We start from the raw sequence: 21,295 nt of genomic DNA, 5'->3' as shown, positions 1-21,295 counted from the left end.
TCCGCAGCTTCGGCCGCCCGGCGCCCAGCCGCGCGCAACTGTCGGCTCGCGAGCCATGCCGTTATGAGACGCGCCAGCGACTCCCACAACGGCTCCAACGGCCGAAAGAAGGGATTCCACGGCGACACCTCCGTGCCCGTTGCGTGCCCGATGGGGTGGGGATCGCGGCTGACAGCGGTCGACTGGAGCAGAAGACGAGGAAGGCCTCTGACTTGCGTTTCCGCAGGTCAGAGGCCTTCCCGTTGCCTAGTGGCGGGTAGAGGATTCGAACCTCTGTAGCTTTCGCGACGGATTTACAGGGCGTCCGCCATCCTGTGCCGGTCAGCCAAGCTGAGCTGCGCCTTTTCTTCCCGGCCCAAACTCGGAAGGGCTGGCCGCCCACCATCTGCCCACGGCACAGATAACTCACGCTTCGGGCAGAAACAGAACACCCGGTGGTTGTCCGGCGGGCCAATCGTCGAACCTGGGCGGAATCAGGAAAGCTGCCCCGTGGAAGAGCACCTCCCCTCCGACGAACTTCGCCCCGCTGAAGTCCACTTGCCTACCGCTGAACCTTGCCTCGCCGAAGCCCACCCATCCATCGGCGAACGTCGCGTTACGGAAGGACACTCGCGCGCCGTCGAATTTCGCCGCGCCGAAGACCACCATCCCACCGCCGAACCGCGCCTCATCGAAATTCACCCATCCATCGTCGAACATCGCCCCATCAAAGGACACTCGCCCATCGCTGAACGTCGCCCCAATGAAGGTGACCTCGGCACCGTGGAACGTCGTTCTGTCAAACGTCACGTAGCTACCGTCAAACGTCGCCCCGCGGAAGTGCACCCGCCCACCGTCGAACGTGGCCCGGTCGAAGTACAGCCCTGAACCGCTGAAACTCGCCGCATCGAACGAAACTTGCCCGCTGCTGAACCTCGTCTCCCTGAAGGACACCAGCCGACTCTTGAACGTGGCCCTACGGAAGGACACCTCCCCGCCGTCGAACGTGGCTCGGTCGAAGGAGACCTCCGAACCGTCGAAACTCGCCCCAACGAAGGAAACCTCCCCGCCATCAAATGTCGCCCAGTCGAAAGATACCTTCCCTCCGCCGAAACTCGCCCCAACAAAGGAGACCTCCCCACCATCAAATTTCGCTGAGTCGAAAGACACCTTCCCGCTGTCGAAACTCGCCCCAGCAAAGGACACCAACCCGCCATCGAATCTCGCCCCACCAAAGGACACCGACTCCCCGCGAAAAATGGCTCCGCCGAAGGAAACCCGCCCGCCACTGAACACCGAGCCCGTGAAATCCCCGCCGTCAAAGACCACGCCGGTGAAGTCAAAGTCATAGCCTCGCCATGAGGCGGAGTCGTCTGCGACATGACGTAAGCGTCTACCGACGAGGCGGATGACGGTATGTCGCACCTCACGCTCCTCGCGAGAAGCGCGATCGATCTCGACGTTCGCAATCGGAACTTGATCGTCGGCCTGCGCCGGCGCCTGGTCCGAAACATCGGCGGGATGGGTGTAGGGCAGGCGGAGGTAGGCGCAGAGAACGTCGATGCAGGTCTGCCGCCCCTCCCACCAGTCATCGGCAAGACCCGCCATGGCATGGACGCCCGCCAAACGTACGGCTACCTTCGCGGACCCAAGCTGCTCGGATGCCGTGGCGAAGCGTTCATTGAACAGACGGACACCGTTGCGGTCAGTCTCAATCTTTGCTCGTTCGTCGGCCGCCTGAGCGAGAACCTTGGTCACCTCAGCACGCAGATCAGCAGCGTGCGCCAGTTGATGAGCGAATTCAGCCAGCTTATTCGTGTGCTCCGCTACCCGCTGGCGGCGGTAGGCGACCACCAAGGCGGCGACGCCACCGACACCCGCAACAACCGCGAAGACGAGCTTCAATAGGTCGAACATCGTGGCCGCGGTGACCGCTGCGTCCCGCTGGAGCCCAGGCCAGCCGGCATATGCAAGCGCCGCAGCAACCGAGCCTCCGACTAGCAGCAGCGCAGTTGCGACGGCCAGAGCGATTGACCGACGGATGCCCCAAAGCCGCAGCTTTGGCACGAGACTATCAGCGGCCGGATTCGAACCAACCACGACACGAACTCCGGACTGGCTTCGATCTTGCGGCGCTGGCAACTCCACTCTCTCCTTCTAGCGCACCTCGTCCACAGCTAGGCTCAATAGGACGCCCGCGAGCAGCTGAGGTCCGCAGCAACCTCATCCGAGAGCATCGCCGATCTTGTCGTTCATGGTGTCGCCTCCGCCGTCGATGCAGTTGGCGTAGACCCGGAGCAGGACGGCGACGCCGTGGCCCAGGCGCCGGGCGACCTCGGTCGGCGGGACGCCGGCATTCAGCCAGAGCGAGGCCGCCGCGTGCCGTAGGTCGTACGGGCGGCGCACCAGCGGCGACGAGACCTGAGTCTCGGTCAGCGCCCGCTCCCGGGCGAGCTTCCACCAACGGTCGTAGACCGACTCGGAGAGCGGCCCGCCGTGCAGGCCACGGAAGAAGCGCCCGTCTGGGCTGACGCCGTGATTCTCGACGTGGGCGCACAGCAGCTCGACGAGCCGGGGCGGGATCGGCACGGTCCGGGTCTCTTGCCGCCCCCGGTGCTTGAGTCCCCGCCGCTCGTGCGAGCCGCCGTCATCGGTCCAGTGCGACCCGGCCCGCGGCGAGGTGCCTGCGAGCACCAGGCGCCCCCAGCGAAATTCGATCTTCTCGTGGTCGCAGGACCGGGATGGCTGGACCGCCGCCAGGTCGTCGAAGTCAGCGCCGCAGTCGGCACACCTGCCGGGCAGGTCGCAGTCTTCCCGCCGCAGGTCGGCCGCTTCTGAGGGGCGCATCCCCGCGTAGTAGAGGCAGCCGAAGAAGGCTGTCACCTTGTCGGCCCGTTTGCCGAGAGATTTCACCGCCTCCAGCAGCGCGGCGACCTGGGCCGGGTTCGCCACTACCCGCCGGTCGATCAAGGCACCGCGCTCCGCGCGGCGCGGGGGCGGTGACCCGGCCGGCGGCAAGCCGCCCCGGCCGCCTCCGGCGCCGGGGCGGAGAGCCACCGACTGCCGCCGGACCGCCGCCCCGAGTCTGTTGATCCGGCCGGCGGCAGGATCGCGGCTAGGCGGTACGGAAGCCGAACCGGTCGGCCTCGCCGACGATCAGGGCTTCCGACTGCCGCGCCAGTCCAACCCCGGGACTGGCTTGCCCCCGGTCCCCGACATGCAGCCGGCGATAACTCGCCGCAGAACCCTCAGCCGCTCGCTACACGCACGAACTCCGCTGGGCCAACCCAGAGCACCAGCCCCGGCTCGCGGCCCCAGGAGAGCCCTCAGCGGCAAGATCGACCCGCCCACCATCTGCCCACAACCAGTCGTCAACGGCTGGACCGAGCCGGACCCCGCCGGACAAACAAGAACGGCCCCTGATCAGCATCTCTGCTGGTCAGGGGCCGTTGTCGCACCTGGTGGCGGGTAGAGGATTCGAACCTCTGTAGCTTTCGCGACGGATTTACAGTCCGCTCCCATTGGCCGCTCGGGCAACCCGCCAGGGCACCCCACCGCGTCGTGACGCGGCGGCGGAAGCAAGAATAGCGGCTCCACCCGGCACGGGCGCAACCGGGTACCGTCAGAGGGTCGTACCGCTGGTCAGCGGGCGACGGAACGCCAGATGACCGCCGGACAGCAGGAGCATGAGCATGGCAGCCAACCCGTCGTTCGACATCGTGAGCAAGGTCGACCGTCAGGAGGTCGACAACGCCCTTCGGCAGGCTGAGAAGGAGCTGGCGACGCGGTTCGACTTCCGGGGGACCGGTGCTGAGATCTCCTGGTCGGGTGAGGAGGCGATCGGCCTCCAGGCCGAGACCGAGGAGCGGGTGCGGGCCGCGCTGGAGGTCTTCAAGGAGAAGCTGATCAAGCGGAACATCTCGCTCAAGTCGCTGGACGCGGGCGAGCCGCGCCCGTCGGGCAAGGTGTTCAAGATCGACGCGAAGGTCATCCAGGGCATCGACTCGGACAAGGCCAAGGCGATCAGCAAGAAGATCCGCGACGAGGGCCCGAAGGGCGTCCAGGCGCAGATCCAGGGCGACCAGTTGCGGGTCACCGGCAAGAAGAAGGACGACCTCCAGGCCGTCATCGCGCTGCTCAAGGGCGAGGACTTCGGGGTGGCCCTCCAGTTCACCAACTACAGGTAAGGCAACCGGTCCACCCCAGGTCATTAGATCGATCACTCTATGCGACCTGCGTAAACGTCGTCGCCAATGGTCATCGTTGGCTGGCCTTGGCTGGCCTCCGACGGCCTGGCGACGGCCTAGAGCGGCTTGTTGCTGGACCTAGCCCTATGCTGCCGGACATCACAGCAGGCAACTTTCTGACGACTGACAGGTCTAGCGGCAGATCAACACCGTGCCTAAGATCGCCCGGATGAGTCCTCGGAATCACGTTGGCAAATTGGCTCGTGCCAGGATCATCCCTCCTCAGCAGGGGTCGGTCTTTGGAACGCCCGCTGAAGAGGTCGCTGCGGCACTGGTGCCGGGGGCAGAGACGATTCGCTACCGACGACTCTGGCGACTCGGGCAGGTGCACCAGGTCGACGGGTTTCTTCACGGGCGTTTGGGCTTCGAGTCCAGTACCGGCGTCGACCTGTGGGACGAAGAGGAACAGGACTTCGAGCACACCGATGTCCCCGGCGGGCTTGCCACGCCTTTTGCGATCCGGCTCGCGGACCTTGCTCTGATCTTTCAAACCCGGAAGCAGGACATCCGCGTCACCTCCTTTACCGGGGCAATGTTGGACATACTGCGACAAGCGACAGGTGCCCGCGAGTGGGACATCGTCGCGCTCACACGGGCTCAGTCGTTTGGTGACTGGAAGCGGAGCGTTGAGAACGTCAAGCGACTTCGTTTTCACCTGGAGCGCCCCAACCCCAACTACGAAGGCCGCCCTGAGGTCGAACGCCTGATCGAAGGCCTTCACCTCGACGTTGCCACCCTTGACCTTCGGGGGGAGCGGATCGACACGGACGTCGAACTGACTCAGCAGATGCTCGACCACGTCATGCGTGGTTACGGTCACGCCGTTGCAGCCGGCGAGCGCCGGGTTAATGGCGAAACGATCGAAACTGTCTGGGCTAGCGAACTTGACGGCGAAAGCCCGATTTCAACTGTGCCCGCAGAGGCCGATGGTGAAGTGTCGGTGGACGTGCTCATCATGGAACTAGGGATGCTTGAGGTTACCGAGGAGCCGTGATGACTACGGACGACGGTTATAGATCTATCCCCAACGGCCGCGACGGACCTGCTGAGTCCCCTGCCGCTCGGGAGCGCCTGAGAGCGACCTGGTCGCGGCTCGCGCACACCCGCCTCGGCGCCGTGCTGCTCTCCATCGACTTCATGCTCGCCATTCCTGTTGGTGTCGGCGCAGGCGCCCTTGTGACCTTCGCAGACAAACCCGCCGCCCAAGCTGGCACGATCCTCCTAGCGGTGACAGCCTTGCTTGCGACACTGACTGGCATCGTGATGGCTGCCCACACGATCCTGGTTAGTCTCCTCAGCCCTGAGTATCTAGTCGTCCTGGAACGAACCACCGGCGGGTTGCGAGCAGTGTCGCGGCCTTACAAGATCGTGATTTGGGTGTGCGCCATCGGCGTCCTCGTCTCCCTGCTGGCCGCCCTGGCCTGGCCAACGCTCCCCGAAACCTCACAGTGGTATTGGCGACTCGCTCGCTGGAGCGTCTTCGGGAGTTCGATCTTCATAGGTGTTTGGGGACTGATTGGCTCGGTTCAGCTCGCTGGTCACTCAGCGTGGCACCTAGAGCAGCGCGCGAAACTTCTCAAGGTGCTTAGAGACACGAGGGAAGGACTCCGGCGGGCCAACGACAGAAGAAGTGCCTGAGACTCGACGGGGCGCCTAGCTGCATCACTACCTGCGTGCTAGGGCACTGCAGTGATCGGAAAGCGGTCCCGGATTTTGACAGTGGCCGCCATCCGTCCGTCGATGGTTGCGATCTCGGTCGTGTCGAAGTGCTCCGCTGAGGCAATCACGGCAGCATCCGTCGCGCCCAAGGGCAGATCCGCGTACTTCCGCACGAGCTGCCCCATCCGTGCAAAATTGGTTCGACCGGGATAGAACAGGCGGAAGTGTGGTGGAGTGCGCGCTACTTCCTCAAGGAAAGCTGCCTCGTGCTCGCTGCCCACTGCCCTCTTGAGTAGGTAACAAACTTCGGTGATTACTGGAACCGGGATGACCAACGTCCGCCGCTCGCGCAACGCCAGTTCAAGCCACTTAACGCAGGATGCGTGATGTTCGTCGTCCTCATCGATCATGGCGACCAAGGGTCCTGTGTCAACCACCACGAAAGGCCGCGGCTTGAGAGCGGTCACCTCTCAGTCTCAGTGCCGCGAACGATGTCCTTGGCACGAGCAGCAAGATCGGCGCGGCCACTACGCAGCATCCCCACAAAACCGGGCAGGCTGACCTTCTCGGCGTCCGGTGTCCGAGAGCGTGCCGCGTCTGCTCTAGCCCGAATCTCCTGGGCTCGCTGGGCAGCCGCCTTCGTCACCTCATCGATGCGCCTGGCCTTCGACCAGACGCCAGACTTCGTGACGCGAGCGCCACTCTTAGCAGCGCGCATGACGACGGACCTACGGGAGGTCGGCGCCGGCTGCTGCTTCCTCTGAGGCATGGTGTAAGCGTAACGCCATCGCGACGTGGGCGTACATGTGTGCACGCACAAGGACACCGGTATCGCCATCCCGTCTGCCATCGACCCGCCCTCCTGGGGAGCGGGCCGCCGCCCGGCCCGCCATGTCAAGCGGACCTTGACGGCTCGTACGGACGCTGGCGGGTCGGGCGGCGGTCTGCTCGGCTTGCCCGGGTCGATGGCAGGCGGGATGGCCTACCGCAACCATCCACGGACCCGGCGGCTGCCTACGACCTTCGGCCATCCTGGAGCCGGAGCGCCCCCGCCGGAGGCGCCCTAAGGGCAACCCCGTGACCGCCGCCAGTTGGCCGGCGCGGCCGGCGTGCGCTCCCCTACGTCGCGCGGGCTCGTGGCCGCGCGGCCCGGCCGGGTGCCGGCCCACCACTGCACCGGTCAACGGCCTGTCCTTCTGCGGCGGCCCTCCGGGCTCCCCGCTCTCCGCGCCAGCCGCCGGGCATCAAGCGTGACGGCCGCAGAGCGACAGCGGCAGCGGCCGGCGCCTGCCCAGGCGGCGGCGCGTGCGGCCCGTCAAGGGCCGCCTTGAAGACGTACAGAAAGTTTGAACCACTTCGCCGGCAGACGGCCGCCACCTGCTGGTCCGTCCGCCGGATGGTGGGAGTCGGGGGTGCTCCGTAGGCTGAGCACATGGCCACCCTCGTCGATGTCGCCCGGGAGATCGCACGCCGCAAGCTGGAAGCTCCGTTGCCTCGGAGGTGGAGTCACGTTCGTGCGGTTGCGGCCAAGGCTCAGACCGTCAGCGCTGCCGTCCCGCCCGAGGATCGTGACGTGTTGGTGGCTTCCGCGTGGCTGCACGATGTGGGGTACAGCCCTGACTTGGTCGATACCGGCTTCCACTCTCTCGATGGCGGGAGGTGGCTGCGACGGGAGCAGTTCGACGACAGGATCGCCGGCCTGGTTGCCCATCACTCCTGCGCCTGGCTGGAAGCGGAAGCGCGGGGCCTGCATGACGTCCTGGTCGCCGAGTTCCCTCGGGAGGATTCCCCGGTAGCTGATGCCCTGTGCTTCTCGGACATGACGACGGGCCCTGATGGTCAGGACTTCGAGGTCTTGGACCGGCTGGCGGAGATTCGGTCTCGCTACGGTCCGGATCACCTCGTGACGCGCTTCATCATCCGCGCTGAGCCGGAGATGGTTGCCGCGGTTCGTCGCACTCAGCAGCGGTTGACGGCGCGACTTCCTCAACCGATGTAGGGCTCAGCGCGCTCTTCGTAGCCGTGCTGGATGCGCAGCAGGGTCGACGGGTGGATGTCGTAGTCGCCCAGTTCGTCGTGCTGCACCCAGCGGACATCAATTGACTCGCTGCTCGGTGTCGGCTCTCCGGCGACAGGCACAGCCCGGAAGCACAGAGAGAACTGCTGCCGCACCTCGCCATCGGAGTACGCGATGACGTGTCCAGGATCGGAGTAGACCCCCACCAACCCTGCTACCTCGACCGTGATCCCGGTTTCCTCGCGAGTCTCCCGGACTGCCGTCTGGGCTACCGTCTCCCCGATCTCCTGCCCTCCGCTCGGCAGCGACCATAGCCCGTTGTCGCTCCGCCGGATGAGCAGAACACGACCGAGCTCGTCACGCACGAACACGGAGACCGCCACAACGATGCTGTTGGCCTTCGGCGCCTCTGGGTCGTGGTAATGCTCGGTCCTCGCCATGCGTCTAGGCTGCCACCTCGTTCGACGTCTTGGGCCGCGAGCCCGACAGGACCCGATCGAAGCTGTCCGCGTAGGTGCCGAACAGGTCACCGCCGGATATCCGGCGGAGATGCATCACAGGAGCGTGGGGAGCGGGGAACCCCAGTACGTGCATGTTGACCATCATCTCGTCATCGAACCGGTAGATCGAGTTGTAGAGGGTTGTGTCGTGGTAGCGGACCGTGACGCCAGGCACGTCTTCAAGGCGGTCGTAGTACCCCTGCACCTGGCGAATCTTCGCCGCCATGACCCCCGGCGCGCCCTCCTCCACACTCTTCCGCTCGATCGCGGGGCTCGTCGGATCGCCAAGGAGCACCGTCACCGAGACACCGTCGAGCGCCTTCTGGCGCAGAGTGTCAATGATCTTCGGATCCTGCTCCACCAGGAAGAGGCCGGCATAGGCCAGGATGCCGATCTGCTCTTCCGCCCGATCAATCAGCCGCCGCCATACCTCGTACGGCACCGATGAACGTCGCGAGTAGAGCTGGACCATCTCGCTCTGCCCGATCTTCGACGCCTTCTCGGGAGCCACCGCGTTCGGCCACAGATACGACTCGCTCTCTCGAACGACAGCAGCGATCGCGTGTCGATGGCGCGGGTAGGGCGTCCGATCCTGGGTGATCCATCGTTCCACGGTCTTCGGATCAACGCCGATCTTCTCGGCGATCACGGCAGGCGTCATCCCATTGCGAAGGATGGTGTCGCGGAGTCGATCGTTCGGCATCGGAAGCCTCCAAGGGACGACTAGGACGCATTCACCATAGCCAAGACGTCCCTAGTTGTCTACGTCGTCGGGTGGCTCGTCCTCGCCAAACCGGCAGCCTATTGGCAGAGGTCACGAGCGAAAGTCCACAGGGGATGTGCTCAAGACGACCCGAGACACAGGAGGTCTGTTGTGAAGCTGTACGTGGACACCAAGGCGAAGCAGGTGACGGTGTCGAGGGACCCGGAGCCGAAGAACGACCAGAACGGCAGTCAGCGGTCGGAGAAGGGAACGGGCCGGCTCATGTGGTCCACCCAGGTCTTCGTGCTCGACGAGACGGGCGGTGAGGTCATCACCATCACCACGGCGGGTGAGAAGCCGGGCGTGATGGTGGGGCAGCTCATCGAGGTCGAGCAGTTGGAGGCCATCCCGTGGGCGACCAACGGGCGTAACGGCGTCGCGTTCCGTGCGATCTCGCTGAAGCCGAAGACGGGTACGTCGGCGGCCAAGTAGGTCTCTCGCGCAGGGTGCTGCGTGAAGCCTGCGGTGTCTCACCTCAACGCGGCCTGATGGTCCGCTGAACCCCAACGGTCCGGGAGTGGTTCCGACTCCTACATTCCCGGTCTGGTCACCACCTGCGGTGGTGGCAAACCCTGCAAGAGCTGGCGCGGGGTCGGTCCGACTCCTACATCTGCCGACCCCGTGCCCTCCAACTCATCCCGCCCATCATCTGGGAGGACTCGTCGTGTCCAAGTCTAGCCCCCGCCGCTCCTTCGGGCGGAAGTCCAGCGGCACGGTGACGGTCATCGAGACCAGGGTTCACCGTTCCTCGGCCAGGAAAGCTCGCCTGGCGTTCATCCTGACGGCGGTCATCGTCGGCCTACTCGCGGCCGTGGTGGCCGCTTCCTCCATTCACCCGATCCTCGCCCTCATCCTCGGTGGGCTGATCGGCGTGCCGACCGGCGGCATGGCCTGGGTCCTGGTCCGGATCTGGCCGGTGCTGCAACGGCTGTGGTGGTGGTTCACGGAAATCGTGCTCACCATCGGGCTGCTCACCTTCTGGGTGCAGCTGGCCAACCACACGTCGGGTCTGGTCACCGGTGTGGTGGTCGCCCTGGTCGTCGGCGTCCCCGCCGCGATCCCGGCGTCCCGCCGGGCCATTCTCGCCTGGGGGATGTGCCTGTTCGTGCGGCACCGGCTGCGCGTGTGCTTCGCGCAGTTCATCATCGCCAACCAGTCCGGCACCCTCCCCCTGATCCTCTGGGCCAAGCCCACCCCCGTGGGTGAGCGGGTCTGGGTCTACCTACGCCCCGGCCTCTCCCTGGCCGACCTGGAAGGGCGTCTGGACAAGATCGCCGTCGCCTGCCACGCCGCCTCGGCGCTGATCGAGCGGGCCTCCGACGGCAACGCCGCCTACCTGCGGTTCGACATCAAACGCCGGGAAGTCCTCACCGCCGACGTCGCCTCCCCACTGGCCGACGTCATCAACCCCGACACCCCCACCACCGACCGGCCCATCCCGGTCGTCCCCACCGCCCTGGACCTGCCGGACGTCGACGCACCGACGATCACCCTCCCGACCCAGGGCAAGCCGGTCCCGAAGAAGCCGGCCACCACCGCCAACGGCAACAAGCCCGCGGCTTCCTCGTCGGCTGACGCCGCCGACGACGTCACCGACTGGATCTGACCCACACCCAACCTCGGACGCGAGGAGCCATTGCGGCTCGTTCGTGTGGCTCCTCGCGCCCACTTCACGCCCAAGGAGGGCACCTCATGGCCACCACGATTCCCGCCCCCGCTTCCGGGGTTCCGGTGGGACCTGGCCTGTCGATGTTCGACCCCATCTTCATCGGCATCGACGAGTTCGGTCAGCCCGTCTACATCACCCTCGCCTACCGCAACCTCCTCGCCGGCGGTGAACCCGGCGGCGGCAAATCCGGCCTGCTCAACGGCATCGCCGCCCACGCCGCCCTCTCCGTCGACTCCCGACTCGTCCTGCTCGACGGCAAACTCGTCGAACTCGGCCAGTGGGAAGACGTCGCCGACGCCTTCATCGGCCCCGACATCACCGAAGCCCTCGCCGTGCTGCGGCGGCTCCAGGTCGTGATGAACAACCGCTACGCCTGGCTCCGTGCCCACGGGCGCCGCAAACTCACCGCCGCCGACAACCTGACGGTCATCACCGTCCTCGTCGACGAAATCGCCTACTACTCCGCCACCGTCGGGTCGAAGCAGGAGCAAGAAGAGTTCGTCGCCCTCCTGCGCGACCTCGTCGCCCGGGGCCGCGCCGCCGGCATCCCCGTGGTCGCCGCCACTCAGCGGCCGTCCTTCGACATCATCCCCACCAGCCTGCGGGACCTGTTCGGCTACCGCGCCGCGTTCCGCTGCACCACCCCCAACAGCTCGAACATCGTCCTCGGCCACGGCTGGGCCGAGCAGGGCTACACGGCCACCGACATCGCACCCACCAACCAGGGCGCGGCCTACCTCATCGCCGAAGGCGGCATCCCCCGCCGCATCAAGGTCGCCTACCTCACCGACACCCAAATCTCCGGCATCGCCGACTACGCCGCCTGGATCCGCCGACCCACCACCGCGCCGGCCGGCACCACCACCGAATGGGAGGCCGTCGCATGACCACCCGAGAGCGCACCTACACCCGCGCCAACCAGCAGCGGGCCGCGCAATACACCGAACTGTGGGTCATCGGCAGTCCCGAGGACATCGCCGTGATGATCCACGCCGCCAGCCGAACCGGCCGGCTCGTCTTCGTCTCCGCACCCCAACCGATGGGCGGCGACGACACCCGCCACCGCCGCTACCTGCGGCTGCGCACCCACTGAAACGGCCGACAGGACCAGGACTTCGCCTGCCAGCAGAGCTGGTCCTGCCGACCTCCCGCCAACAGCCCTACCGAAAGGACGTGGCTGCCATGAAGGCTACCCACAACCCACCCACCGCAGTGCAGGTCACACCCGCTGACCTGCTCCGGATGGCCGCCCTCTACCTGCGCCGGCACGGCTGGCACCAGGGCACCTACTACGCCACCACCGACACCCCCACCCCGCCGGCCTGCGTCGCCGGGGCCATCGGCATCGCCTGCACCGGCCACCGGGTCACGCACTTCCTGCACCTCGACGGCGACGCCCGCACCGACACCCTCGCCGCCCTCGGCGCGTTCGTCGACTACCTCGACGCCTACGAACCCCTCTCCTACACCGACGAAGACGGCTTCCTCATCGAGGAACACACCTGGCCCTTCTCCTGGAACGACGACCCCGCCCGCACCGCCGAGCAGGTCATCACCGCCCTGCACGCGGCTGCCGACGACTGGGACTGCCTCCACAACCAGGGAGGCGACAACCGATGACCACCGTCAAGCACACCTTGACGTCGGTGCCTCGACAGCAGCGCCGCCGGGAGATCGTCGAGAACACCTCGTTCGCCGCCTTCGCCCGCCGGATCATCCGGGCTCACGGCCGCCGCGTCGCCACCGGAGACGTGGAAGCGCTCCGGGACCTGGTCGCCCTGTCGGCCAACCTCGACGACGCCATCGGCGAAGCCGTCATCGGCCTGCGGGCCTTCGGCTACTCCTGGGCCGAGATCGGTGCCCGCCTCGGCATCTCCCGCCAAGCCGCCCAACAACGCTGGGGCGGTGACCGGCCGTGACCGACTTCGCTGACCACATCGGCCTACAGGTCCGCTTCTACGACCCGCTCGGCATCCGGCACGGGTTCCCCACCTTCCCCTACCGCATGGCCCCCGACGGCCTCGCCACCCGCCGCCAACTACGCGCCGCCGGCCTCCGCCCCGCAGGACACGACCCGGTCGCGCAACTGCTGTGGCGGCGCGGCAAGCGCATCGCCTACCTCTACCGCCTCGACCACGCCAAACCGAAGCGGGTGGCTACTCCGGCGCAGCGGGAGGCCATCGCCAAAGCCCTGCTCGCCCGCCGAACCTGCCGCGTCTGCGGCCTGGTCCAGCCCTACTACATCCCCCGCCGCTACGGCTGCTGCCTCGACTGCCACGGAGGCCACTGATGACCGTCACCACCACGACCAATCGGGGCACCCGCGTGGAGGGTGTCGTCCTGGTCCTCATCCTGCTCACCGTCGCCGGCTTCGCCGGTGCCGCCTCCTTCACCCACGTTCACGACTGGACGATGGCCAACAGCCCGGCCAACACGCCGGGTTGGTTCGGTTGGGCCAACGCGGTCATCTCCGAACTCGTCCCCATCGCCGCCCTGTTGAGCATCCGCCGACGCCGCCGGTCAGGTGGCGCGATCGGCTATCCGCTGTTCCTGCTCGTCGCCGCTGCCGGTCTCTCCCTGGCCGCTCAGTTGGCGGTCGCCAAGCCCGGCCCGTCCGGCTGGCTCCTGTCCGCCGTGCCCGCTCTGGCGTTCATGGCCCTGGTCAAACTCGTCCTCGCCCCCACCCCGGCCCCTGCCCGGGACGGCACTCCACCGGCCGCTGCGCCGGCTGAGCCGATCCGCGTTCACGTGGCCGAGCAGGTCACCACCGAAGCGCCGGCCGCCATCACCCCGGCACCCGCCCCGACCGTCGAGCCGACCATCACCCCGGCCGTTGTCGACCCGGTGCCCGTCACCGTGCCGGCCTCCGAGCCGGTCGACGTCCCTACCCACCTGCTGCCCATGGCCCGCTTCGCCGCCGTGCAGCACGAACAAGCCACCGGCGACCCGATCACCGCCGCCGAGCTGGCCGACCGGCTCGACGTCACTCCGACCACCGCCGGGCACATCCTCACCACCCTGGCCGGTGGTGCCCGATGACGATTCACCTCGTTGACGTCGTTCACGTCCTGCACACCTGCCCGGCCCAGCCGGACCCGCACCCCTACGACACCCGCCGGGTGCTCCTGGACGTCATCCCTGGCGGACCCTGCCGGACCCCGGTCACCATCCGCTGCGGCCAGGTGACCACCACGATTCCCTGTCATCGGCACGAGCCGGCCCACCGCCAGTGCGGCGCCTGCCGCACCATCGTGCGAGAGAACACCATCACCACCCGCACCCACACCGGGATCGCGGCTTGATGGCCTCGACGCTGGACCTCACCCCCCGCGCCTCCAAGGCCCGGGGGGTGGGCTCGAACGCCGACACCATCGCGCCCGTCTACGGCTACACGGCGGCCGGGTCCGCGTTCGAACGCGCCACCCGACCCGACTACTTCGGCTGGCTCGACCACGTCCGCGCCGCCGCCGGCTGCACCCGACCCATCCGCCTCGCCGGCAGCCTCTACACCGTCGACCCCGCCACCGGCCGGGTCCTGGACCAGCGGCACACCGACGGCATGCCCGACGCCGCGATCTACACCGCCTGCGGCAACCGCCGGTCGAGGGTCTGCCCGTCCTGTGCCCGCACCTACCAGCGCGACGCTTTCCAACTTCTACGCGCCGGGCTGGTCGGCGGAAAGGGCGTCCCCGAGACGGTCTCGGAGCATCCGGCGGTGTTCGCGACCTTCACCGCGCCGTCGTTCGGCATCGTTCACAACCGGGTGGTGAAGCGGCACACCTGCCGCAGTCGCAAGCGCTGCGACTGCCGTGCGGAGCCGTGCCACGCCCGCCGCGACACCGGCGTCTGCGCCCACGGCCGCCCGGCCGTCTGCTGGGCTCGCCACGAAGCCGGTGACGCCGTGCTCGGGCAGCCGTTGTGCCTGGACTGCTACGACCACGACCACCAGGTCGTCTGGAACCTGTTCTCCGGCGAACTGTGGCACCGCACCAAGCAAGCCGCGGAACGGTGGCTGGCGAAACTCGCCCGCCGCCGCGGCATCCCCCGCGTTGAGGTCGTCACCGCCTCCGGGAAGACACGGACGGTCGCCCCGGTGCGGCTCTCACCCGGGAAGGTCGCCGAACTCCAAGCCCGGGGAGCGGTCCACTTCCACGCCATCGCCCGCCTCGACGGCGTCAACGGCCAGGACCCCGACGCCGTCGTCCCCCCGCCGGCCGGGTTCACCATCGACGACCTCGTCGACGCGCTGCGCCACGCCGCCGCGCAGATCGCGTTCCACACCCCCGCCCACCCCGACCAGCCCGGCGGGTGGCCGATCACCTGGGGCGACCAGGTCGACCTACGACCGATCACCACCGGAACCGACGGAGAGGTCACCGATGGCATGGTCGCCGGCTACCTTGCCAAGTACGCCACCAAGAGCACCGAGGCCACCGGGCACACCTCCACCCGTCTCAACGCCGACACGGTCGGGGACTACGCCGACCCCGACGGCGACCACACCGCCCGCCTCATCGACGCCTGCTGGCGCATCGGCCGACCCACCAGCACACCCCGGCCCCTGTCCGAGCGGCCCCGCGACCACCGACCCCGGCCCGGCTTCGTCGACCGGTGGCAGTGCCCCGACTGCGGCACCCACACCCGCTACCCGGCCTGCCCCACCTGCGTCGCCCACCGTCAAGCCAGCCTTGACACCGAACCGACGAAACCAGCGACGACCAACCCCTACGCCCGGCTGCGGCGGTGGGCGCACATGCTCGGCTTCGGCGGCCACTTCCTCACCAAAGGCCGCCGCTACTCCGTCACGTTCCGGCTCCTGCGGGACACCCGCGTCGCCTACCGACGCCACGAACACCACCACCAGGCCGACGACCACACCGGCACCCTCCGCGCCGTCGACCACCTCGACGACGACACCACGCTGATCGTCGGCACCCTCACCTTCGCCGGCGTCGGCTGGCACACCACCGGAGACGCCCTCCTCGCCAACACCGCCGCCGCCCTCGCCCGCGAGCGACACACCACCGGCCGCGAAGAACTCGCCCACGAACACGCCACCACCCCGGCCGACACCGTGTCGGCCGCCGCCTGACCCCTCCATCACGGGAGACGACATGACCACCGCCCAACCGCTCAAGCTCTGGACCGTCGAAGACGTCTCGGCCTACCTCGGCGTCCCGGTCCAGACCCTCTACACCTGGCGCAAACGCCGCATCGGTCCACCCGCCGGACGCGTCGGCCGCCATCTGCGCTATGACCCGGATGCCGTCCGGGCCTGGTTCGAGCAGCAAGCCGCAGCCTGAGGGGAGGACGAGCTTTGGCCCACGTTGAAGATCGCTGGTTTAAGACTGTTCCGCGTCCGGATGGCAAGTCGGAGCGGGTCAAGACACCGCTTCACGGGAAGGGTCTCCGCTATCGGGTTCGGTACATCGCGCCGGATGGCCGGGAGCGGTCGAAGTCCTTCCCCGACAAGGAGAAGCGGGCTGCTGAGGCGTTCCTCGTTTCGGTGGAGTCGGACAAGCTGCGCGGTGCCTACATCGATCCTGCCGCCGGCAAGGTGACCTTCCGCCAGTATGCGGAGCAGTGGTTGGCCGCACAGACCTTCGACGAGTCGACTCGGGAGGTAACGGAGCGGCGGCTGCGTCGGCACATCTTCCCCTACCTCGGTGGCCGGGCGCTGGCGGCGATCCTGCCGGCCCACCTGCGGGAGCTGGACCGCTCGTTGCAACAGCTCGGCTTGGCGGTCACCTACCGGGTCGTCGCCTACAGCAACGTCGCCACGATCCTCAACGCGGCGGTCGATGACGGCCGTATCCCTCGAAACCCGTGCCATGCGAAGACGGTCCGGCCACCGAAGGTGCCGCCCCGCAAGGTGGTGCCCTGGTCCCGGGAGCAGGTGCTCGCCATCCGAGCCGGCCTGCCGGCGCGTTACCGAGTCGCCGTCGACCTAGGCGCGGGCTGCGGGCTTCGTCAGGGTGAGGTGCTGGCCTTGGCCGTGGACGACGTCGACTTCCTCAAGGGCACCCTGCACGTGGTCCGGCAGTTGAAGATCGTGGGTAGCCGCCTGGTCTACGCGCTGCCCAAGGGTCGTAAGACGCGGGACATCCCGTTGCCCGCCTCGGTGGGCGCTGCCCTCACCCGTCACCTGGAAGAGTTCTCCCCGGTTCCGGTGACGCTGCCGTGGGAGACGCCGGGCGGTCCTCCGGTGACCGTCAACCTGGTCGTTCACGGTCGGACGAACGTCGCCCTGGACCGCCACACGCTCAACCGGGACTATTGGCATCCCGCCCTGACGGCTGCCGGTATCCAGTCTTCCCGGGCCACCGGGATGCACGCCCTGCGGCACTTCTACGCCTCAGTCCTGCTCGATGCTGGGGAGAGCGTGAAGGCGCTGTCGGAATACCTCGGCCACGCCGACCCGGGTTTCACCCTCCGGACCTACACCCACCTCATGCCGACCAGCGAGGATCGCACGCGTCGAGCCGTGGACAAGGTACTAGCCTTACCCTCGGACGGCCTGGCGACGGCCTAGCGGCGATCATGGGTGCGTTTTCGCTGGTAGCAGGTGGTTTCTCACCAGTTCACCAACTACCGCTAGGCAGCGCACGGCGCCTGCCGCCTGATCAGGCGTCGTCACCAGTGCCGTCGTTGGTCGCCCCGATCGTCCTGCGACAGCACTGGTGACGGCCTGCGCGGCCCGCGTGCAGGTTCCGGCCCTATTCGCCTGGGATGAACACCCGCGCCGGGTCGGGCAGCGTGGTCAGCACGCGACGCTGGCCGGTGGCCGGGTCGGCGGCGACCAGCTGGCTGCCGTTCGTCGTGTGACTTTGCAGGAGGATCGCGGTGCCGGCGAGGCCGAGGAATTCTTCGCTCTCGCGGTCCTGAGGCACCGCGAGTTCGAGCCGGCCGACCGGGCGGCCGGAACGCAGGTCGACCCCGACCAACGTCACCGGCGGTTCCGTCCCCGCCGGTTTCCCGGCCGGGACCTCGGTCCCCACGACCATGGCCCACATCGTCGGCGGGTCACCGCCGCCGCGTACGAGCGGGACGGGCGCGTTGCGGAGGTCGCCGGGGCCCACCTCCTGGGTGGTGGCGACCGACACCGAGCGGGCCGTGCGGCCGTCAACGTCCTGGATCGCGACGGTGAGCTGACGGTACGGCCGGGGGTTGGGAGCGTTGGTGAACTCCGTGGTGGCCAGTTCACGCCCGTCCAGGAAGGCCACATGCCGGCGGTTCCCCATCCCGCGTAGGGCCAGCGTGCGGAGTTGCCCTCCCGGCAGGGAGAACGCCGCGTACGCCTCGCCGCTGCCGGAGCGTTGCCCGAGCAGCACCGCCCGCCCGTCGGTCGACCACAGCCGCAGCTCGTACCCGACCGGAACGGCCAACTCGGCGGTCCCGGTGAGGTCGCGGATCCACCACTGTCCGTCCCGGCGGTGGGCGAACCACCGCCCGTCCGGGGAGAGCGCCTGACTGAGTTCGCCGACCCGGGCCGCCAGTCCGACGCCGAACTGTTCACCGGACGCGGTCACCAGATACATCGGCTGTGGGGCGAAGGAGCCGGTCGCTGCGTCGAAGTCGTCGGGATTGTCGATCCGGTAGAGCAGCGCTCCCCGTCCCACGGCCCGGCCGCTGGGCAGGGCGGTCGGGTTGGCCGGCGGCTGCAGCCGGTCGGGCAGCCCGGCGAGGGGTTCCGGGACGGTGACCGGGGCGGCGGCGGTCGCCGGTGTCCGGGTGGCGCTGATCCGCCAGACCGTCAGTCCGGCGGCCCCGAGAGCCAGCACTCCGACGAGCGCGACCGCCGACGCGACCAGCCACCACGCACGGTGTCGCTGCGGTCTCGGCGTAACGGGTGCCGGTGCCGGTGCCGCGGTTTCCATCGTCGTTCCCCCGATCCGGACCTCTGTCCGCGCACAGCACACGACAGATCAACTGGACCGTCAACGGCCGGAGCCAAATCGTGATCTTGGCCTGCCCCTCCCCGCGCCCGGTGGACGCCGGCAAGCGGGCACGCGGCAGGCCGACGGCAGGGCGGCAGACCGAACGCGGCTGTCAGGCGGGGACGGGCTCTTCGAGGCGTACGGCGGAGGCTTCCGCGCGGGCGATGGGCCCGGCGGGCAGCGCGGCGACCCCGGCCCCGACGGCGACCGCGCCGCCGGCGAAGAGGAACGCCCAGGGCACGCCGCCGGCGTGGTCGACGATCAGCCCGGCGACCGCGCCCCCGGCCGCGCTGGCGGCCACCGACATGGTGACCACCCAGGTGTACGCCTCGTTCAGCATGCCGGCCGGGGCGATCCGCCCGACCAGGGTGTTCTCCAGGGTGAGGGCGGGCGCGATGGTGGCCCCGCCGACGATCAGGGCGGTGCCCAGCGCCAACGGGGTGGGCATCAGCGCGAACACGGCGAAGCTGCCGGCGACGGCGGCGAGCAGCCAGGCGAACTGGCGGGTCATCCGCAGGGCGGGCTTGCGTACCCCGAACCAGAACCCGCCGGCGGCGCTGCCGACGCCCCAGACGGCCAGCAGGATGCCGGCGAGGCTCTCCGGGTCGTCGGTGGTGGCGTTGCCGGCGAAGGCGGGCACGGTCACGCCGGCGGCGCCGAATGCGATGCCGAGGCAGGCCACGCAGATCAGCAGGGCCGGGAAGCCGGCGACCCGCAGCGGGCCGAGGCCGCGGGCCTGGTGCTCCCGCGCGTGCGGCTGCCAGCCGCGCATGACCCGACCGAGGGCCACGGCGGCGGTGCCGACGAGGGTGACGACCGCGGCGCCGACGAGGGCGGCGGTCGCGTCGACGACCAGCACGAAGCCGGCCACCAGCAGCGGGCCGAGCACGAAGACGATCTCGAAGAGGGAGGTCTCGGCGGCCAGGGCGGTGTTGCGCAGGTGGTACCGGCCGGACGCGGGTGCGGTGAGGTCGTTCCAGGCGCCGCGGATCGCGGCGGTCAGCGGCGGGTACGTGGCGCCGGCCACCGCGGCGGCGAGGTAGATGCCGGCCAGCCCGTCGGCACCGGCCCGGCTGGCCAGCAGCAGCCCGGTCAGGGCGAGTGGGTGCGCGACGGCGGTGGCGAGCAGCACGGGGCTGGGGCCGACGCGGTCGGCGATCCGGCCGGCGATCGGGCTGAGCGCGGCGCCCGCGATGGCGTAGATGCCGCCGGCGACGGCGGCGAGCGAGTAGCGCCCGGTGACCTGCTCGACGACCAGCAGGAGCGCCAGTGGCGTCATGCCGATCCCGAGCCGCCCGATGATGCCCGTGACCAGCAGCATCGGCGCTCCGGGGATCCGCCAGACGCCCAGATACTGGCGCAGCGCGGCCACACGTACCTCCAGGGGCTGTAATGAGTGATGAGCCGTTTCGACCCTAACGCCGGGCGGCCGGCGGGTGAAGTGGATATTGCGCCGGACACGACGTCGCCCGCACCCGGCGAACCGGATGCGGGCGAGGTGTCGGGATCTGCGGGTCAGCGCCGGTACTGCACCGGGTTGACCGCGCCGGCCATCTGCTCCAGCCGGGCCACGCGGTCCTCCATCTTCGGGTGCGTGGAGAACAGCGCCGCGATGCCGCCGCCCGAGAACGGGTTGGCGATCATCAGGTGCGCCGTGCTGGTCAGGTTGCCCTGAGCCGGCAGGGGCCGGCGGCGGGCCACCGCGTCGATCTTGCGCAGCGCGCTGGCCAGGGCCAGCGGGTCGCGGGTCAGCGTGGCACCGGACGCGTCCGCCTGGAACTCGCGGCTCCGGCTGATCGCCAACTGGATGATCGACGCCGCGATCGGGCCCAGGATGATGGTCAGCAGCAGCACGGCCGGGTTCGGCGCGTCGTCGTCGTCACCGCTGGTCAGCGGGATGAACCAGGCGATGTTGGCCAGGGTGGTGATGATGCCGGCGAGACCGGCGGCCACGCTGGAGATGAGGATGTCCCGGTTGTAGACGTGGGACAGCTCGTGCCCGATCACACCCCGCAGCTCGCGGTAGTCGAGGATCTCGGTGATGCCCTGCGTGACGCAGACCGCGGCGTGCTGCGGGTTGCGGCCCGTGGCGAACGCGTTCGGCTGCGCGGTCGGGCTGACGTACAGGCGGGGCATCGGCTGCCGCGCCTCGGTCGCCAGCTCACGCACCATCCGGTACAGCTCGGGGAACTGTGCCTCGCTGACCGGTTGCGCCCGCATCGCGCGCAGGGCGAGCTTGTCGGAGTAGAAGTAGCTGATGCCGTTCATCAGCAGCGAGATGATGACGGCGATGACCAGTCCGCCACTGCCGCCGAACCAGTAGCCCACCCCGAGGATAAGCGCGGTGAGAAGGCCGAGCAGCGCGGCGGTCTTCAGACGGTTGTGGTGCACGATCACTCCTTCGGTGTACGGATCGAGGAGACCCGTCGACCGGTTCAACACTCCGGTACCCGTCAACCATCCGTCCTATGGCTGTGAGTTCGCTGGGAGCGCACCCAGGAGAAGGAGCAGGGCTCGACGGGCC

At 68.5% G+C, this 21,295-nt stretch carries 24 protein-coding genes and 1 tRNA gene; 16 read left to right on the top strand and 9 right to left on the bottom strand.

Features of this window, described 5'->3' with window-relative positions:
- Window positions 1-405: 405 nt before the first annotated feature.
- The 3 genes from ACIBTV_RS02415 to ACIBTV_RS02405 form a co-directional block, all read right to left on the bottom strand.
- Window positions 406-1,884: a pentapeptide repeat-containing protein gene (locus ACIBTV_RS02415; protein WP_396701539.1), complete on the bottom strand. Its 1,479-nt coding sequence runs from the start codon at window positions 1,882-1,884 to the stop codon at window positions 406-408.
- 318 nt (window positions 1,885-2,202) lie between these two features.
- The gene (locus ACIBTV_RS02410; protein WP_396701537.1) at window positions 2,203-2,949 is read right to left on the bottom strand and encodes a tyrosine-type recombinase/integrase; all 747 of its coding nucleotides are present in this window, start codon (window positions 2,947-2,949) and stop codon (window positions 2,203-2,205) included.
- 489 nt (window positions 2,950-3,438) lie between these two features.
- Window positions 3,439-3,522 (bottom strand) — tRNA-Tyr (locus ACIBTV_RS02405).
- A 149-nt stretch (window positions 3,523-3,671) separates the two neighbouring features.
- On the opposite strand from ACIBTV_RS02405, the gene ACIBTV_RS02400 reads away from it, so the two are divergent.
- From ACIBTV_RS02400 to ACIBTV_RS02390, 3 genes are all read left to right on the top strand, one after another.
- Window positions 3,672-4,166 carry a YajQ family cyclic di-GMP-binding protein gene (locus tag ACIBTV_RS02400; RefSeq protein ID WP_396701535.1) on the top strand — a complete coding sequence of 165 codons (495 nt, stop codon included), beginning with the start codon at window positions 3,672-3,674 and terminating at the stop codon, window positions 4,164-4,166.
- A gap of 229 nt (window positions 4,167-4,395) precedes the next feature.
- Window positions 4,396-5,220: a hypothetical protein gene (locus tag ACIBTV_RS02395; RefSeq protein ID WP_396701533.1), complete on the top strand. Its 825-nt coding sequence runs from the start codon at window positions 4,396-4,398 to the stop codon at window positions 5,218-5,220.
- Window positions 5,220-5,864: a hypothetical protein gene (locus ACIBTV_RS02390; protein WP_396701531.1), complete on the top strand. Its 645-nt coding sequence runs from the start codon at window positions 5,220-5,222 to the stop codon at window positions 5,862-5,864. The genes ACIBTV_RS02395 and ACIBTV_RS02390 overlap by 1 nt, the downstream gene beginning before the upstream one ends.
- 38 nt (window positions 5,865-5,902) lie before the next feature.
- Here ACIBTV_RS02390 and ACIBTV_RS02385 read toward each other — a convergent pair whose 3' ends face one another.
- Window positions 5,903-6,322 carry a type II toxin-antitoxin system VapC family toxin gene (locus tag ACIBTV_RS02385; protein WP_396702043.1) on the bottom strand — a complete coding sequence of 140 codons (420 nt, stop codon included), beginning with the start codon at window positions 6,320-6,322 and terminating at the stop codon, window positions 5,903-5,905.
- Between the two features lie 995 nt (window positions 6,323-7,317).
- Between ACIBTV_RS02385 and ACIBTV_RS02380 the strand changes: the two genes are divergently transcribed.
- Entirely contained in the window at window positions 7,318-7,884 is a 567-nt protein-coding gene (locus ACIBTV_RS02380) for an HD domain-containing protein (protein ID WP_396701529.1), read from the top strand.
- Here ACIBTV_RS02380 and ACIBTV_RS02375 read toward each other — a convergent pair.
- Both ACIBTV_RS02375 and ACIBTV_RS02370 read right to left on the bottom strand, forming a co-directional pair.
- A complete protein-coding gene (locus ACIBTV_RS02375; RefSeq protein WP_396701527.1) occupies window positions 7,872-8,342 on the bottom strand; it encodes an NUDIX domain-containing protein in 471 nt (156 codons plus the stop codon). The two genes, ACIBTV_RS02380 and ACIBTV_RS02375, sit on opposite strands and share 13 nt — an antisense overlap.
- Before the next feature lie 4 nt (window positions 8,343-8,346).
- Window positions 8,347-9,105, bottom strand: coding sequence for a helix-turn-helix domain-containing protein (locus tag ACIBTV_RS02370; protein WP_396701525.1), 759 nt, complete (start codon window positions 9,103-9,105; stop codon window positions 8,347-8,349).
- 171 nt (window positions 9,106-9,276) lie between these two features.
- On the opposite strand from ACIBTV_RS02370, the gene ACIBTV_RS02365 reads away from it, so the two are divergent.
- From ACIBTV_RS02365 to ACIBTV_RS02310, 12 genes are all read left to right on the top strand, one after another.
- Window positions 9,277-9,597 carry a hypothetical protein gene (locus tag ACIBTV_RS02365; protein ID WP_396701523.1) on the top strand — a complete coding sequence of 107 codons (321 nt, stop codon included), beginning with the start codon at window positions 9,277-9,279 and terminating at the stop codon, window positions 9,595-9,597.
- A gap of 232 nt (window positions 9,598-9,829) precedes the next feature.
- On the top strand, window positions 9,830-10,771 hold the full coding sequence (locus tag ACIBTV_RS02360; RefSeq protein WP_396701521.1) for a hypothetical protein: 942 nt from the start codon (window positions 9,830-9,832) through the stop codon (window positions 10,769-10,771).
- Between the two features lie 86 nt (window positions 10,772-10,857).
- Window positions 10,858-11,721, top strand: coding sequence for an FtsK/SpoIIIE domain-containing protein (locus ACIBTV_RS02355; RefSeq protein WP_396701519.1), 864 nt, complete (start codon window positions 10,858-10,860; stop codon window positions 11,719-11,721).
- Window positions 11,718-11,927: a hypothetical protein gene (locus ACIBTV_RS02350; protein ID WP_396701517.1), complete on the top strand. Its 210-nt coding sequence runs from the start codon at window positions 11,718-11,720 to the stop codon at window positions 11,925-11,927. Before ACIBTV_RS02355 ends, ACIBTV_RS02350 begins: the two co-directional genes overlap by 4 nt.
- An 89-nt stretch (window positions 11,928-12,016) precedes the next feature.
- Window positions 12,017-12,454 (top strand): hypothetical protein, encoded by a 438-nt coding sequence (locus tag ACIBTV_RS02345; RefSeq protein WP_396701515.1) that lies wholly within the window; start codon window positions 12,017-12,019, stop codon window positions 12,452-12,454.
- Window positions 12,451-12,753 carry a hypothetical protein gene (locus tag ACIBTV_RS02340; protein ID WP_396701513.1) on the top strand — a complete coding sequence of 101 codons (303 nt, stop codon included), beginning with the start codon at window positions 12,451-12,453 and terminating at the stop codon, window positions 12,751-12,753. Before ACIBTV_RS02345 ends, ACIBTV_RS02340 begins: the two co-directional genes overlap by 4 nt.
- A complete protein-coding gene (locus ACIBTV_RS02335) occupies window positions 12,750-13,124 on the top strand; it encodes an RRQRL motif-containing zinc-binding protein (protein WP_396701511.1) in 375 nt (124 codons plus the stop codon). Before ACIBTV_RS02340 ends, ACIBTV_RS02335 begins: the two co-directional genes overlap by 4 nt.
- Window positions 13,124-13,873, top strand: a complete 750-nt coding sequence (locus ACIBTV_RS02330; RefSeq protein WP_396701509.1) for a hypothetical protein — start codon at window positions 13,124-13,126, stop codon at window positions 13,871-13,873. Before ACIBTV_RS02335 ends, ACIBTV_RS02330 begins: the two co-directional genes overlap by 1 nt.
- Window positions 13,870-14,136, top strand: a complete 267-nt coding sequence (locus tag ACIBTV_RS02325) for a hypothetical protein (protein WP_396701507.1) — start codon at window positions 13,870-13,872, stop codon at window positions 14,134-14,136. Before ACIBTV_RS02330 ends, ACIBTV_RS02325 begins: the two co-directional genes overlap by 4 nt.
- Window positions 14,136-15,926, top strand: coding sequence for a replication initiator (locus ACIBTV_RS02320; RefSeq protein ID WP_396701505.1), 1,791 nt, complete (start codon window positions 14,136-14,138; stop codon window positions 15,924-15,926). Before ACIBTV_RS02325 ends, ACIBTV_RS02320 begins: the two co-directional genes overlap by 1 nt.
- A 22-nt stretch (window positions 15,927-15,948) precedes the next feature.
- Window positions 15,949-16,137 (top strand): helix-turn-helix domain-containing protein, encoded by a 189-nt coding sequence (locus ACIBTV_RS02315; protein ID WP_278141757.1) that lies wholly within the window; start codon window positions 15,949-15,951, stop codon window positions 16,135-16,137.
- A 203-nt stretch (window positions 16,138-16,340) separates the two neighbouring features.
- On the top strand, window positions 16,341-17,366 hold the full coding sequence (locus tag ACIBTV_RS02310) for a tyrosine-type recombinase/integrase (protein WP_396701503.1): 1,026 nt from the start codon (window positions 16,341-16,343) through the stop codon (window positions 17,364-17,366).
- 184 nt (window positions 17,367-17,550) lie between these two features.
- On the opposite strand, the gene ACIBTV_RS02305 is transcribed toward ACIBTV_RS02310, so the two are convergent.
- The 3 genes from ACIBTV_RS02305 to htpX form a co-directional block, all read right to left on the bottom strand.
- A complete protein-coding gene (locus ACIBTV_RS02305; RefSeq protein ID WP_396701501.1) occupies window positions 17,551-18,711 on the bottom strand; it encodes a hypothetical protein in 1,161 nt (386 codons plus the stop codon).
- 172 nt (window positions 18,712-18,883) lie between these two features.
- The gene (locus ACIBTV_RS02300; protein WP_396701499.1) at window positions 18,884-20,143 is read right to left on the bottom strand and encodes an MFS transporter; all 1,260 of its coding nucleotides are present in this window, start codon (window positions 20,141-20,143) and stop codon (window positions 18,884-18,886) included.
- Window positions 20,144-20,286: 143 nt separating this feature from the next.
- The gene (gene htpX / locus ACIBTV_RS02295; RefSeq protein WP_396701497.1) at window positions 20,287-21,162 is read right to left on the bottom strand and encodes a zinc metalloprotease HtpX; all 876 of its coding nucleotides are present in this window, start codon (window positions 21,160-21,162) and stop codon (window positions 20,287-20,289) included.
- Between the last annotated feature and the right edge of the window lie 133 nt (window positions 21,163-21,295).

Origin of the sequence: Micromonospora sp. NPDC049366, assembly GCF_044466625.1 — a bacterium.
In the GTDB taxonomy this organism is placed as follows: domain Bacteria; phylum Actinomycetota; class Actinomycetes; order Mycobacteriales; family Micromonosporaceae; genus Micromonospora.
Note: the sequence above shows the minus strand (reverse complement) of the source record. Positions and strands in the feature narration are given on the sequence as shown.

Coding starts and splice junctions, on each gene's coding strand:
- ACIBTV_RS02325 (WP_396701507.1), top strand. CDS start 13,870: ATGACGATTCACCTCGTTGACGTCGTTCACGTCCTGCACACCTGCCCG.
- ACIBTV_RS02315 (WP_278141757.1), top strand. CDS start 15,949: ATGACCACCGCCCAACCGCTCAAGCTCTGGACCGTCGAAGACGTCTCG.
- ACIBTV_RS02370 (WP_396701525.1), bottom strand. CDS start 9,105: ATGCCGAACGATCGACTCCGCGACACCATCCTTCGCAATGGGATGACG.
- ACIBTV_RS02345 (WP_396701515.1), top strand. CDS start 12,017: ATGAAGGCTACCCACAACCCACCCACCGCAGTGCAGGTCACACCCGCT.
- ACIBTV_RS02320 (WP_396701505.1), top strand. CDS start 14,136: ATGGCCTCGACGCTGGACCTCACCCCCCGCGCCTCCAAGGCCCGGGGG.
- ACIBTV_RS02340 (WP_396701513.1), top strand. CDS start 12,451: ATGACCACCGTCAAGCACACCTTGACGTCGGTGCCTCGACAGCAGCGC.
- ACIBTV_RS02355 (WP_396701519.1), top strand. CDS start 10,858: ATGGCCACCACGATTCCCGCCCCCGCTTCCGGGGTTCCGGTGGGACCT.
- ACIBTV_RS02375 (WP_396701527.1), bottom strand. CDS start 8,342: ATGGCGAGGACCGAGCATTACCACGACCCAGAGGCGCCGAAGGCCAAC.
- ACIBTV_RS02395 (WP_396701533.1), top strand. CDS start 4,396: ATGAGTCCTCGGAATCACGTTGGCAAATTGGCTCGTGCCAGGATCATC.
- ACIBTV_RS02350 (WP_396701517.1), top strand. CDS start 11,718: ATGACCACCCGAGAGCGCACCTACACCCGCGCCAACCAGCAGCGGGCC.
- ACIBTV_RS02380 (WP_396701529.1), top strand. CDS start 7,318: ATGGCCACCCTCGTCGATGTCGCCCGGGAGATCGCACGCCGCAAGCTG.
- ACIBTV_RS02390 (WP_396701531.1), top strand. CDS start 5,220: ATGACTACGGACGACGGTTATAGATCTATCCCCAACGGCCGCGACGGA.
- ACIBTV_RS02400 (WP_396701535.1), top strand. CDS start 3,672: ATGGCAGCCAACCCGTCGTTCGACATCGTGAGCAAGGTCGACCGTCAG.
- ACIBTV_RS02330 (WP_396701509.1), top strand. CDS start 13,124: ATGACCGTCACCACCACGACCAATCGGGGCACCCGCGTGGAGGGTGTC.
- ACIBTV_RS02305 (WP_396701501.1), bottom strand. CDS start 18,711: ATGGAAACCGCGGCACCGGCACCGGCACCCGTTACGCCGAGACCGCAG.